Below are 13,504 nucleotides of genomic sequence, written 5' to 3' on the forward strand. Positions count from 1 at the left end.
TTAAACTTATTAAAAACCCTTCCGAAATAATATGTAAAACTGTATAATAAAACTATAAAGTAATAGTTTCGGGGGTTAAAAGATGGATAACCGCGATATTATTTTTGCTCTTGACATTGGGACAAGGGTAGTTGTAGGGATAGTTGGAGTTGAGAATAACGGGAGATTCCAAGTGCTTGCTGTGGAACAGATGGAACATGAAAGCAGAGTAATGTTTGATGGGCAAGTTCATGATATAGATAAAGTTGCTAGTGCTGTTGAAAAAATAAAGAGAAGGCTTGAAGGTTCTTTAAACATAAAATTAACAGAAGTGTGTATTGCAGCAGCAGGAAGGTCTTTAAAAACTCAATTTGCAAGAGCGGAAAAAAATATTGATGAAGAGCACGAAATAACAGTAGAAGACATCAACAATCTTGAGTTGGAAGCTCTTGAGATTGCTCAAAATTCTGTTGTTTCGCAATCAGGGATTACCAAATATCATACAGTCGGTTATACAGTATCCAATTATTATTTAAATGGCTTTCCTATTACCAATTTAAAGGGACATAAAGGTCGTGAAATAGCAGTAGAAATTTTAGCTACTTTTCTCCCTTACGATGTAGTAGAGGGTCTCTATGCTGCAGTAAAAAAAGCAGGACTTGAAGTTAGCTATATCACTTTAGAGCCTATAGCGGCGATAAATGTGGCGATTCCGCCTGAAATTCGAATGCTTAATATCGCCCTTGTAGATATAGGGGCAGGTACTTCTGACATTGCTATATCTAAAGAAGGAAACATAATAGCTTATTCTATGGTGCCTTATGCCGGCGATGAAATCACCGAATCAATTGCCACCCATTTCCTCACAGATTTTAATACAGCCGAAAAAATAAAGAAGAGTACAAAAAAAGAGATTAAATTTAAAGACGTATTAAATATACAACACAAAATAACTAAAGAAGAAGTGTTACGAATTATAGCGCCACAAGTTAAAATTTTGGCGCAAAAAATATGTGATGAAATTGTAAAATATAATGGTAAAAGTCCTTCTGCAGTATTTTTAGTGGGAGGTAGTAGTAATCTTCCAAATTTACCTGAGGAAATAGCTTCTCTATTGAAATTACCTATAAGCAGAGTATCCGTAAGAGATATAAAATCAGTGGAAATTTTAGATTACAAAGGAAAAGAGTTGAAAGGCCCACAAAGCATAACTCCAATAGGAATAGCTTACTCTGCAATGATAAATAAAAGAAAAGACTTTATAAAGGTTTATATTGACAATGAAACAATAAAAATTTTTAACATAAAAAATCCAACTGTAATGGATGCTTTGATTGCTATAAATTATGATTCTAAAAATTTAATTGTAGAAAAAGGTGAAGACTTGGTTTTCAGGTTAAACGGTCAAAAAGTTGTTATTAAAGGGGAGGAAGGTGTACCTCCTAAAATATATGTAAATGGTTTATTAGCAAATTTAAAGACTCCTATAAAGGATGGAGATAGGATAACAATTGTAAAGGGCAAAAGAGGTCAAGATGCTACAATAACCGCTGGCGAACTACTTAAGCAGCAAAAAGGAAAAGCAATTTTTGTTAATAATTCAAAAGTTGATCAAAAATATGTCATAAAAAATGGAGATGAGATAGTTATAAAAGAAGATTTGACAAGCTTTGCTGTTACAGTAAATGGAAAAGAAGTTGTGTTAAAGGGAAAAGATGAGTATCTGTTTGTAGACATATTTAATTTTATAGATTTGAAACTGGATGATAACAAAGTACCAGAAATGAAACTTAACGGAAGGCGTGCCTCCTATACAGATATATTAAAGCCAGGAGATAATATTGAAATTGAAATGTAAAGGATAAGGTCTCCATTGTTAAAAGGATGGAGACTTTTCTTTATATTATATTAAGTTGTGTAATTTTCGCATTACTGATATAATTAAAAGAGAGGTGAAAAGAAGATGGATGCATTTATAGAAAAATTAGTCAAGAGACAAAAAACTTCGAAAGATACTTTATTTAGTATTGGTGTTGTAGTAGCTGCATTAATTATTGTGTTTGGAGTGATACCTTTAATACCAATAGTCAGAAATTTGTGGATCTTCTTTTTATTTTTGTTTGCCTATTTAGCCTATTACTTAATAAGGTCGAGAAACATTGAGTTTGAGTATTCACTTACAAATAGCGAATTGGATGTGGATAAAATAATTGACCAAAAGAAGAGAAAACATGTTATAAGCGTTGATTGCAGAGATTTCGAAGTCATGGCAAAAATTAATAGTGATAAATTTACACAGGATATAAAAACTATTAAAAATCGAATTGAAGCAGTAAGTTCTATGTCTTCTCCTGATGTATATTTTGCAGTTTTTGAAGATAAAGGGCTAAAAACTGTTTTGTTTTTTGAGCCAAATGAAAAGATGATAGAAGTGATAGCAAGGTATATACCAAGGAAGCTTTTTAGATAATATTGAGAGGTTTGGGATATGAAAGAAGAATTAAAATTCCTAGATATTAGTAGGAAAACAGGACTATATGTCACAGTATTGAAAGAAATAATAAAAGTGACATCAAAATATACAAGTGTAAAAAGCAGTTATTTTTGGTTCCAGAGGTCGGGGAGACTTTAGAAAAACGTCGGATATTGATATTTGCCTTTTTGGCGATGAAGTGACACATACAGAGGTAAATCTTTTAGAATTTGATTTAAGAGAATTAAATACTCCTCTTGAGTTTGATGTAGTAAGTTTTAAAAGTATTACGAAAGAGGAATTAAAAGAAAACATATTGAAGGATGGAGTAGAGGTATATGATAGAAAAAAGATTACTTCAGAGATTTGAAGATTTTAAAAATGCTTTTATGCGTTTAAAAGAAGCCTTTAATATCGAGATAGAGAATGAGAAATTCATAAGGAGTTGATGAAATGATTAAAGCAGTTGTTTTTGACATGGACGGCGTAATCATTGACAGCGAGCCGATACACATTAAATTAGAAAATGAATTATTCAAAAGTTTAGGGTTAGAGATAAGTGAAGAAGAACATTTGACATTTGTAGGCGCATCTTCTTATTACATGTGGAGAAAAATAAAGGAAAGATTTAATCTTCCACAAAGCGTAGAAGAACTTGTAGAGAAAGACAGGAAAATGTATTTAGATCACGTGTTGAGAACAGGTGAAATAATTCCTATAGAAGGCATAACAGAGACGGTAAAAAAACTTTTTGAAAAAAAGTATAAATTAGCTGTTGCTTCTTCCTCTCCTATAGATGTGATAAAATTAGTAGTCAAAAAGTTAGCAATTGACAATTGCTTTGAGGTTCTTGTCTCTGGAGACTATGTAGAAAATAGCAAACCGTCACCAGATATATTTTTATATACAGCAGCCAAATTAAAAGTAAAACCCTATGAATGTGTTGTAATTGAGGATTCATACAATGGAGTTCATGGTGCTAAAAAAGCAGGGATGACAGTGATTGGTTTTAAAAATCCCAACTCAGGGAATCAGGACTTATCAGAAGCAGATTTTATTGTGGATTCTTTGGGAGAAGAGTTGTTAGGAATTATAGAGGGATTAAACAATGAAAAAGATGTTGCTGAAAAGTAATAAAAAATAAATGGTGCGCCTGACAGGAATCGAACCTGCGACCTCTCGGTCCGGAGCCGAACGCTCTATCCGCTGAGCTACAGGCGCACACCTTACATATAAAAGTTTACTATGAAAAGACTAGGCTGTCAAATGGGTTTGATAATTATTAAACGTAGTGGTAAAATAATATTTTGTAAACAATAAACAAAAGGAGGAGTGATAAATGCAGAGCGTCAGTATTGAAGCTATAAAAAGAGATATTGGGAAAAATTCAGCTCGCCGTTTAAAAAAGCAAGGTTATATTCCTGGTATTTTGTATGGTAAGGATATGACTGAAAACATTCCATTGGCAGTTGAATATAACAAATTTCAAAGGTTGCTACAACAACATGGAAGAAATGTCCTCTTCAATGTGATTGTGGATGGTTCTACTCATAATGCTGTTGTTAAAGAGATTCAAGAAGATACATTAAAAGGGAAAATAATTCATATTGATTTCCAAAGAGTATCGATGCATGAAGAAATTGAAGCCACCGTTCCGTTAAAATTTGAAGGAATAGGCCTTATTGAAAGTAAAGGTGGAATTGTACAGCATCAGCTTTGGGAGTTGACAGTGGAAAGCTTGCCTGACAAAATTCCTCAAGAAATTGTTGTGGATTTGAGCAAGTTAGAGATTGGAGATACACTTTTTGTAAAAGATATACAAGTTCCTGAGGGAGTAAAAGTTATAGATGACCCTGATGAGATTGTAGTTTCTGTATTGGCACCTAGAGAAAGTGAAGAAGAGGCAGAAGAAGCTGCTGAAACAGAAAAAGAAGGTGATCAATAAAAAAGAGAGAGGGTTACTCCTCTCTCTTTTTTAATAGTTAGCGATTTTTATTTTTTTATTAGTTAGCCTTTCTGGAATTACATCATTTCTGATTAAGTCTTCATAAGTTTCTCTCGCAACAATTATATCAGCTTGACCATTATATACTAAAACTGCCGCAGGACGTGGCAACCTATTATAATTGCTGGCCATCGAATAATTGTAAGCACCTGTACAGGTTACAGCTAGTATATCTCCTTCTTCAATTTTAGGTAGAGTAATGTCCCAAATTAGCATATCACCTGATTCGCAAAGCTTTCCTGCTATTGAAACTTTTTCTGATTTTATATTCTTAGCTTTATTAGCTACAATAGCATCATATTTTGCTCCATATAAAGCGGTACGTATATTATCAGACATTCCTCCATCTACCGCTACGTATTTTCTGACACCTGGTATGTCTTTAATTGCTCCTACTGTGTAAAGAGTAGTTCCGGCATTTCCTATTATAGAACGACCTGGCTCTACAATTATGTTTGGCATTTTTATATTTAAAGCAACGGAGTATTCTTTTACTGCTTGCATTATTTCTTGAGCTATTTGTTCGATTGGCTGGGGATCGTCCTCTTCTACATATGCTATTCCAAAACCTCCACCTAAATCTAGTTCCCCTACTTCCCAACCTAAAAATTCTTTTACTAATTTTAAGAAATTCATCATAATTTCTATTTCAGCTTTATAAGATTCTGCATCAAAAATCTGAGAACCGATATGAGAATGTAGACCTACTAGATTTACATTTTCCAAAGTTAAAGCATATTCTATGGCTCTCATTGCGTCTCCATTAAAAAGAGGGAAGCCAAATTTTGAATCCATTTGTCCTGTTTTTACATATTGGTGAGTATGAGCTTCTACACCAGGAGATACTCTTATATAAATATTAGGAACTTTATTCATCTTTTTTGCCAAGTCATTTAACATATTTAGTTCATACCAATTATCTACAATGATTCTCCCAATATTATTTTCTAATGCCATTATAAGTTCTTCTTTTGATTTATTGTTGCCGTGAAAGTATATTTTTTCAGCAGGGAATCCTGCTTTTAACGCAGTATATAGTTCTCCACCAGAAACGACATCAAGACCCAAGTTTTCTTCTTCAATTATTTTGCATATTGCCATTGTCATGAAAGCTTTGCTGGCATAAATCACTTCATTTCCTGGATAATCTTTTTTAAAGCCATTATAAAATGCTCTACAATTTTGCCGCAATAACTCTTCGTCTATTACATAAAGCGGTGTACCAAACTTTTTTGCAAGAGTTACAGTATCGCAACCACCTATTTCCAAATGACCCTTTGAATTTATCTTCATTGTCCCATGCAACATTCTATCAACCTCATTTACTTTAATAATTTAAATTATGAAACTAAATAACAAAATAAAATACAGCTAAGTATTACCTCAGCTGTCTAGTTTGCACATAGACATGGTAATACCTCCTTCCCCCTATAGCGAGATAGCTCTTCACTGAAGGCTCGGGAAACCTCCAGTGACAGTCCTATACCTATTCGGCATAGGCCCAGCTGCGTAAACTTTAAGGAATTTACGCGCTTCGGCGAGCATCCCTTTCATATACCTTCATCGGCCCTTAAATACCTCTGGTATACTACTCTTGATAACCCGCGCCTCTACCTCACCTTCCAAGAAGATGAGGTATTGTTATTCAATTTTTTTATTATAATATCATTTATGAAAACACCTGTCAATAGATTTTCGAAAAATTCTTATTAGAAATTAAAAAATGGATAAACTAAATGAGAGGTGTTTATAAATGCCATGGATAATAACTTTCATAGTTTCATGGATTATATTCTTTTTGTTAGTTGATTGGAGGTATATAAAATATACTGTATGGGGAGGACTATTAGCTTTAAGCTTTCAACTTGTTGTAGATGAAATTGCAATTGGTCTTAATCTTTATGATTTTTCTAATGTTGTTATTAGGATCTTTGATTCAAGTTTATTTTTTACTTTAGGTGCGCCTTTTTGCATAGGGGTATTGTATGCACAAACATATCCTAAAAATAATATTTTGCGCCTTATAGATGTGATCATTTCAACCGCATTATTTTTTATAATGGAATATTTATTAGTGCATATAGGGGCACTAAAGTATTTTCACTGGCACTATTTATATAGTCTAATTATAGACGTGGCAGCACTTTTGGCCTTAGGAAATCTCATCACTATTTTTAAATTGTCCCCCTGGATGAGGAGGGAAAAATAGTGAAACTATATGTTTTTTTGAGTTTGATTGTTATTGATGGGGTATTGGTGTTCTTGTGGTTTAATTTTTTAAATAAAATTCAAAAAAAAGAGGGTTAAAGAAAAAAATACCTACTATTGTAGATATATTGTACAAAAATTTGTGCTAAATATCATATTTATTGACGATAGTAAAGTAGAAGAAATAGTATTATAATAAAGGCATCAAACGTTTTCTAATAGGGGGAATCTAAAAATGGCTGATGTTGTACTCAAACATGTTTACAAAGTCTATCCAGGTGGTGTTACCGCAGTTAAAGATTTTAATCTGGAAATTCAGGACAAAGAGTTTATAGTATTGGTTGGACCTTCCGGTTGTGGTAAAACTACAACATTGAGAATGATAGCAGGACTTGAGGAAATATCAAGTGGGGAACTTTATATTGATGGCAAACTTGTGAATGACGTGCCACCAAAAGATAGGGATATCGCAATGGTATTCCAAAACTATGCTCTTTATCCTCATATGACAGTGTATGACAATATGGCTTTTGGTCTTAAACTTAGAAAGGTTCCAAGAGCGGAAATTGATAGAAAAGTAAAAGAAGCAGCTCGAATTTTAGGATTGGAAGAATATTTAAACAGGAAACCAAAAGCTTTGTCAGGTGGACAAAGACAGAGGGTTGCATTGGGACGTGCTATTGTCCGCAATCCAAAAGTATTCTTGATGGATGAACCTTTGTCCAACTTAGATGCAAAATTGAGAGTACAAATGAGAACCGAGCTGGCTAAACTACACGATAGATTGCAGACGACTTTCATATATGTTACCCACGACCAAACAGAAGCTATGACAATGGGTACAAGAATAGTAGTTATGAAGGATGGAGTTATTCAGCAAGTAGATAAACCTCAGACTATTTATGATTATCCAAATAATTTGTTTGTAGCTGGATTTATTGGAAGTCCTCAAATGAACTTTATTGATGCAAGATTAGAAAATAAGAATGGCAAAGTATATGCTACTTTTAAGGGATTCAGCATTTTGGTGCCAGAAGGGATTTTAAAGAGATTAAAAGATCCAAGCTACGTTGGAAAAGAAATTGTGCTAGGAATAAGGCCAGAAGATTTGCATGACGAAGAAGTGTTCTTGGAAGCATATCCAGAGGCTGTAGTTGAAGCAAAAGTAGATGTTACAGAGTTGATGGGTCCAGAGACATATCTATATTTGGATGTGAATGGTGTTCCATTGACAGCAAGAGTAGATCCAAGAACAAGGGCAAAAGCAGGAGACGTAATTAAAATAGGATTTGATATAAATAAATTGCACATGTTTGATAAAGAAACAGAAATGTCAATTTTGAATAGAGTAATAAGCTAAAAGGCGGTTATTCCGCCTTAGACTGTAGACAAACTTTTTATATAACATGTTAGCATTTTGCATAAGTGTAGCGACTTGATAGAGCAGTAACTAAACTTAGCGAGGCTGAGAGGCGAAAGCGGGGCCGAAGCCAAGGAAGGCGGAGGCGGGCACTAAGTCAAGGATGACGAATGTGCCCGGAACCCCGCTTGAGCCCGAGGGCGAGCGATAGTTTAGTCTGCGATATCACCGGAGCGAACGATGCAAAATGCTAACAACGATAATTAGTTTGCCAGCAAACTGAGGCGGTTATTCCGCCTTTTATTTTTTGTGTCAAAATGCCACATAAATTTACATTTGCCTATTATTTCTTCTAGGAAATAGTGTATAATTATTGTATACTATAAAGTAAGGTGGTATGAAAATGATCGGCTATGACCTTATAAAAAAGGTGGCTTACGATATTCAAAAAAATCTTCAAATGCCGTTATATATAATAGATAAGTCAGGAAATTTAATTTACGGTAACAAAGATTTTTTTGAAAAAAAAGCAGGATTTTTAGAGATAAAGGTAGAATATATTGATGAAAAAGATATATATGAAGTAGGAGAATTTATATGCTATAACATATTTTACAATAATGTTCTCTTTTTTACTATCGCTTTAGAAAGAAAAGATGAACAATCAAAAAAAGTGCTTTATCTAATTTCTCTAATTTTTGAACAATTGCTGCAGAAATATAATAGAGAAGAGTTTTTGATAGAGGCTTTAACAGGTAAATTAAGCGTAAATTTAGTGTCGTATTATGCTGAAAAATATAAAATAAATAAAAACGCGAGGTACACAGTAGCAATTGTCGAATCAAGTAATGAAATTGACGATGCGATAAAGATAATTAGGAATATTTTTGAAAAGGGCAGTTTATATACAGTAAAATTTGACGATAAAAGATTTGTAGTGATATTTTCTTACAAAGGGAGTTCTTTGATAGAATTTTATAAAACTATGAAAGATATGATTGAATCTGAAGGCTATGTGAAAGTGAAAATAGCTAGTTCTTCTTCTTTTGTGCCGATCGCTGATATACATATTGCCTATGAGGAAGCGAAGTCAGCCTTACTTATTGGGCAAAAGTTGGAGGATGAAAAAGGAATATATATTTACGAAGATTACAGATTTGCGGAGTTATTATGGGGAATTGATATAGAAAAAGTAAATAATTTTATTAAGAAAACAAATGTTGATTTTTCTATTTTTAAAGATGAGGAATTGATACACACCTTAAATGCCTTTTTCAGAAATAGTTTAAATTTGAGTGCGACTGCCAGAGAGTTATACATTCACAGAAATACATTGGTTTACAGACTTGATAAAATTTTTAAAATGACAGGTTTAGATGCCAAAAATTTTGATGATGCTGTTCTGTTAAAAACGATTATGGTTTTGACAAAATTATACAATATTTCGGGGTGAGAAAATTTGATTAAATTTACAAATGTGTCTAAGAGATATAATAAAGATATAATTGCCCTTTCAAATATTAGTTTTGAAATTGAAAATGGAGAGTTTGTATTTATTGTTGGGCCTAGTGGTGCAGGAAAATCCACTTTAATTAAATTATTGCTGAAAGAGGAAGAACCTACATCTGGCAGTATTGTGATTAATAAAAAAGATATAACAAAACTTAAAAAGCGGGAAATACCTTATTTAAGAAGGAGCATGGGAGTAGTTTTTCAAGATTTTAGATTGCTTCCTAATAAAACAGTGTTTGAAAATGTGGCTTTTGCTATGGAAATAGTTGGGGCCCATCCCAAAGAGATAAGAAGAAAAGTCCCGATGGTATTGTCATTAGTGGGGTTAAGTGATAAAGCGAACAAGTATCCTAGGCAGCTATCTGGTGGGGAACAACAAAGGGTTTCTTTAGCAAGAGCCATTGTAAATGAGCCCTCTATTCTTATAGCAGACGAGCCTACGGGTAATCTTGATCCTGATACTTCCTGGGAAATAGTAAAACTCATCTCTGAAATTAACAAAAGAGGTACTACTGTTGTTATGGCCACCCATGCAAAAGACATAGTAGATGCCATGAAAAAAAGAGTAATAGCTCTGGAAAAAGGGAATATAGTACGAGATGAAGCAAGGGGTGTTTATGGATATGCTCTTTAGAAATTTTAAATATTTTTTAAAAGAAGGTTTTAGCAATTTAGCGAGAAATAGGCTTATGACAATAGCTTCTATAACTTCTGTAATGGCAGCAATGCTTATTTTAGGTTTGGTTGTTGTTATTATTTTAAATGTTAATAGTTTGACATATCAAGTGGAATCTCAATTAGAGCTTAAAGCGTTTTTAAAAGATAATATTTCTAAAGAACAAGTTACGCAGATAGGCAATGATATAAAATCAATAGAGGGTGTTACTTCAGTAGTTTTTGAGTCAAAAGAAGAAGCTTTACGAAAATTTAAGCAACAATTAGGAGATAAAAGCTATTTAGCAGAAGGACTAGAAAATGACAACCCTCTTCCCCAATCTTATATAATAAAAGTGAAAGATGCTAATCTGATGAAAGATATTTCAAATAAAATAAAGCAGATAAATGGAGTTGAGAAGGTAAGTTATGGGCAAGATGTTGTAGATAAGCTTCTTGGAATTATAAAGATAATAAGGATAGTGGGGCTTTCCATTATACTTATTCTCCTTATAATTTCAATTGTGATAATCTCCAACACAATAAAATTAGGAGTTTTTGCAAGAAGAAGAGAAATCAACATAATGAAGTATATTGGAGCAACTGATTGGTTTATACGTTGGCCTTTTTTGATTGAAGGTGTAATATTAGGCCTGATAGGTGCTTTATTATCAGTTATAATATTAGTTTTGGCTTATGGATATGTGCTTGATGTTATGAATAATAAATTGATAATGTTCCAGTTATTGCCATTAGAAAAAATAGTAGGGGGCATTTTACTGTATTTTTCCATGATTGGTGCAATAATCGGAGCTTTAGGAAGTGGACTTTCAATCAAAAGGTTCTTGAATGTGTAAAAAAGCAAGGGGGAAGTAGCGTTGCGAGGATATAGGTTAAAATGGTTATTCTTTGGTGCGATGTTTTTCTTTACTACACTCTTTACTTCCTATCCAAAAGCAGATCAACTTCAAGATGCTAAAAACAAATTAAATCAAATCCAAAAAACAATTACTGAGACTAAAAAGAAAAAGGAAGAGGTAATTAATCAAAAAAATGATATTGCTGCTCAAATAGCGGATTTAGATAAAAAACTTAATGTTACACAGCAAGAATTAGCAAATGTACAAAAGCGATTAGCTGATATTACTGAAAAACTTAACAAAACGCGTGAAGAATTAGAAGTCGCTAAACAAAAGGAAAATACCCAGCTTAAAACAATGAAAGAGCGTATAAGGGCTATGTACATAAGTGGAGAATTGGGATACTTAGAAGTACTTCTTGGTGCTAAAGATTTTGGAGATTTTATAACACGATTGGATGTTGTAAAATGCATAGTAGATTATGATTCTAATCTATTCGAATCCTATAAGCAACAAAGAAAACTTGTCGAACAAAAGGAAAAGGAACTAGCGCAAATGCAAATAGAAGCGCAGAATTATAAAAACCAAATAATTTCTCGACAAAGGGAATTACAGCTAGCTATGGCTTCTCGGGAAGGTTTGATGAGAGATCTGGAGAGACAGCAAAAACTATATGAACAGCAGGAAGATGAACTTTTGAAGCAGTCCAAACAACTGGAGAAAGTTATTCAACAATTACAAGCGAAGTCAAAAATCAAATATAGCGGCGGAAAATTGTTATGGCCTGTTCCTTCCAGTAGTGTTATAACATCACCTTTTGGGACGAGATATCATCCTATACTTAAACAGTATAGAACGCATACAGGTATTGATATTGCGGCACAAACAGGAGCTTCAATATTAGCTGCAGCAGATGGACAAGTCATTTTTGCGGGTTATTACGGTGGATATGGATATGCAGTAATTATAGACCACGGGGACGGAATATCCACTTTGTATGGGCACAATTCTGCTTTGCTAGTTAAAGAAGGAGATACAGTTAAAAGAGGGCAAGTTATAGCAAAGGCAGGAAGCACAGGTTTAAGTACAGGACCTCATTTGCACTTTGAGGTGCGTAAAAATGGTGTTCCAGTAAACCCAATGGACTGGTTAAAATAGCCAGTCTGTTTTTTTTATTTCGTGAATGTTGTATAATAAAAAAGAACCTTCATATATATAAATTTTAAGAGACTAAAAAAGGTGGGAATATTATGACTAAAAAAAGATTTTATATTTTATTAGCAGCACTTTTAATAGTCACAAATGTTATAACTTTTGTATTAGCAAATGCAGTATCAGTGGTCCTTCCTAATGGTAAAGTTATTGTTTCTCGTGAGGAATACCGGTTGATAAGAGAATATAATAAGCTTTTTGATGTTGAGAAAATTCTCAAAAATAGGTATGTTGATAAAGTTGACTTTTCAGCTCTTTTAGAAGGTGCTATAAAGGGAATGGCTAACTCTTTAGAGGACCCTTATACTGTATATATGAATAAAAAAGAATTTTCTGAGTTTATGACTCAAACAACAGGTACTTATGGGGGAATAGGGATAGTTGTAGCCGTTGATAAAGATGGCCATATTGTGGTGGTTTCCCCAATAAAAAATACCCCTGGAGAGAAAGCAGGGATAAAATCCGGGGATATAATAATTGAGGTGAACAATAAAAAAGTAAGTGGTAAAAATTTAGATGAAGCAGTAGCTTTAATGAGGGGACCGGAGGGAACAAAGGTTACCCTTACTATAATGAGAGAAGGAAAAACTTTTACTAAGACAATAACAAGAGAGATAATAAAATTAGAAACAGTATATGATGAAATGCTTCCTAATAAGATTGGATATATTAAGATTACAATGTTTGACCAAAACACGGCAAAAGATTTTAAAGCAGCTCTTGATAGATTAAAGTCTCAGGGCATGAGAGGACTTATATTAGATTTAAGAGATAATCCTGGTGGACTTTTAGAGGAAACTATAGATATTTCTAATTTAATTTTGCCAAAAGGGGTTGTTGTGACAACCAAAGGGAGGGTAGACAGTAAAGAATATTATTCTAAAGGACCAGGTCTGGGATTGCCACTTGCTGTGCTTGTAAATAAAGGCAGTGCTAGTGCTTCAGAAATTTTAGCAGGTGCAATAAAAGATAGAAAAGTGGGAGTTTTAGTAGGAACCACTACTTTTGGAAAAGGCCTTGTACAAACTATTGTTGACTTTGGTGATGGTACAGGATTAAAATATACTATTGCAAGGTATTATACGCCAAATGGCACAAATATTCAAGGCAAAGGAATTGAGCCAAACTATGTAGTGGAGCTTCCTGAAAATTACACTCTTCAAGATACTCCTGACTTAAAAGGAGATATTCAGCTTATAAAAGCTTTTGAAATTGTAAAAAGTGAAATAAAGTAGGGTGTT

General features: G+C 33.4%; 14 protein-coding genes, 1 tRNA gene and 1 riboswitch. Of the genes, 13 read left to right on the forward strand and 2 right to left on the reverse strand.

What is annotated here, in order from left to right:
• Positions 1 to 82 precede the first annotated feature (82 nt).
• From I4N53_RS11060 to I4N53_RS11075, 5 genes are all read left to right on the forward strand, one after another.
• On the forward strand, positions 83 to 1,837 hold the full coding sequence (locus I4N53_RS11060; protein ID WP_013150691.1) for a cell division protein FtsA: 1,755 nt from the start codon (positions 83 to 85) through the stop codon (positions 1,835 to 1,837).
• A 105-nt stretch (positions 1,838 to 1,942) separates the two neighbouring features.
• The gene (locus I4N53_RS11065; protein ID WP_214496257.1) at positions 1,943 to 2,449 is read left to right on the forward strand and encodes a hypothetical protein; all 507 of its coding nucleotides are present in this window, start codon (positions 1,943 to 1,945) and stop codon (positions 2,447 to 2,449) included.
• Positions 2,450 to 2,467: 18 nt separating this feature from the next.
• Complete coding sequence (locus I4N53_RS12515) at positions 2,468 to 2,611, forward strand: hypothetical protein (RefSeq protein WP_232192554.1); 144 nt, start codon at positions 2,468 to 2,470, stop codon at positions 2,609 to 2,611.
• A gap of 19 nt (positions 2,612 to 2,630) precedes the next feature.
• Positions 2,631 to 2,822 carry a hypothetical protein gene (locus I4N53_RS12520; RefSeq protein WP_232192640.1) on the forward strand — a complete coding sequence of 64 codons (192 nt, stop codon included), beginning with the start codon at positions 2,631 to 2,633 and terminating at the stop codon, positions 2,820 to 2,822.
• An 83-nt stretch (positions 2,823 to 2,905) separates the two neighbouring features.
• Positions 2,906 to 3,586 (forward strand): HAD family phosphatase, encoded by a 681-nt coding sequence (locus tag I4N53_RS11075; protein WP_028991368.1) that lies wholly within the window; start codon positions 2,906 to 2,908, stop codon positions 3,584 to 3,586.
• A gap of 11 nt (positions 3,587 to 3,597) precedes the next feature.
• On the opposite strand, the gene I4N53_RS11080 is transcribed toward I4N53_RS11075, so the two are convergent.
• Positions 3,598 to 3,673, reverse strand: a tRNA-Arg gene (locus tag I4N53_RS11080).
• A gap of 118 nt (positions 3,674 to 3,791) precedes the next feature.
• Here I4N53_RS11080 and I4N53_RS11085 point away from each other — a divergent pair.
• Positions 3,792 to 4,397, forward strand: a complete 606-nt coding sequence (locus I4N53_RS11085; RefSeq protein ID WP_028991447.1) for a 50S ribosomal protein L25/general stress protein Ctc — start codon at positions 3,792 to 3,794, stop codon at positions 4,395 to 4,397.
• A gap of 30 nt (positions 4,398 to 4,427) precedes the next feature.
• Here the strand turns inward: I4N53_RS11085 and lysA are convergent, their stop codons facing one another.
• Positions 4,428 to 5,765 carry a diaminopimelate decarboxylase gene (gene lysA / locus I4N53_RS11090; protein WP_214496258.1) on the reverse strand — a complete coding sequence of 446 codons (1,338 nt, stop codon included), beginning with the start codon at positions 5,763 to 5,765 and terminating at the stop codon, positions 4,428 to 4,430.
• 123 nt (positions 5,766 to 5,888) lie between these two features.
• Positions 5,889 to 6,078: riboswitch (Lysine riboswitch) on the reverse strand.
• Between the two features lie 132 nt (positions 6,079 to 6,210).
• Here lysA and I4N53_RS11095 point away from each other — a divergent pair.
• From I4N53_RS11095 to I4N53_RS11125, 7 genes are all read left to right on the forward strand, one after another.
• Complete coding sequence (locus I4N53_RS11095; protein ID WP_009052771.1) at positions 6,211 to 6,666, forward strand: hypothetical protein; 456 nt, start codon at positions 6,211 to 6,213, stop codon at positions 6,664 to 6,666.
• A 234-nt stretch (positions 6,667 to 6,900) separates the two neighbouring features.
• Positions 6,901 to 8,025 carry an ABC transporter ATP-binding protein gene (locus I4N53_RS11100; RefSeq protein WP_009052770.1) on the forward strand — a complete coding sequence of 375 codons (1,125 nt, stop codon included), beginning with the start codon at positions 6,901 to 6,903 and terminating at the stop codon, positions 8,023 to 8,025.
• Between the two features lie 403 nt (positions 8,026 to 8,428).
• Entirely contained in the window at positions 8,429 to 9,478 is a 1,050-nt protein-coding gene (locus I4N53_RS11105; RefSeq protein WP_214496272.1) for a helix-turn-helix domain-containing protein, read from the forward strand.
• Between the two features lie 6 nt (positions 9,479 to 9,484).
• Positions 9,485 to 10,171, forward strand: coding sequence for a cell division ATP-binding protein FtsE (ftsE, locus tag I4N53_RS11110; RefSeq protein ID WP_012995741.1), 687 nt, complete (start codon positions 9,485 to 9,487; stop codon positions 10,169 to 10,171).
• A complete protein-coding gene (gene ftsX, locus I4N53_RS11115; protein ID WP_255549826.1) occupies positions 10,155 to 11,048 on the forward strand; it encodes a permease-like cell division protein FtsX in 894 nt (297 codons plus the stop codon). Before ftsE ends, ftsX begins: the two co-directional genes overlap by 17 nt.
• A gap of 21 nt (positions 11,049 to 11,069) precedes the next feature.
• Positions 11,070 to 12,209 (forward strand): murein hydrolase activator EnvC, encoded by a 1,140-nt coding sequence (locus tag I4N53_RS11120; protein ID WP_214496259.1) that lies wholly within the window; start codon positions 11,070 to 11,072, stop codon positions 12,207 to 12,209.
• A 92-nt stretch (positions 12,210 to 12,301) separates the two neighbouring features.
• Complete coding sequence (locus tag I4N53_RS11125; RefSeq protein ID WP_012995738.1) at positions 12,302 to 13,498, forward strand: S41 family peptidase; 1,197 nt, start codon at positions 12,302 to 12,304, stop codon at positions 13,496 to 13,498.
• Positions 13,499 to 13,504: the final 6 nt, after the last annotated feature.

The sequence above is a fragment of the Thermoanaerobacter sp. CM-CNRG TB177 genome, assembly GCF_018588165.1.
In the GTDB taxonomy this organism is placed as follows: domain Bacteria; phylum Bacillota; class Thermoanaerobacteria; order Thermoanaerobacterales; family Thermoanaerobacteraceae; genus Thermoanaerobacter; species Thermoanaerobacter thermocopriae.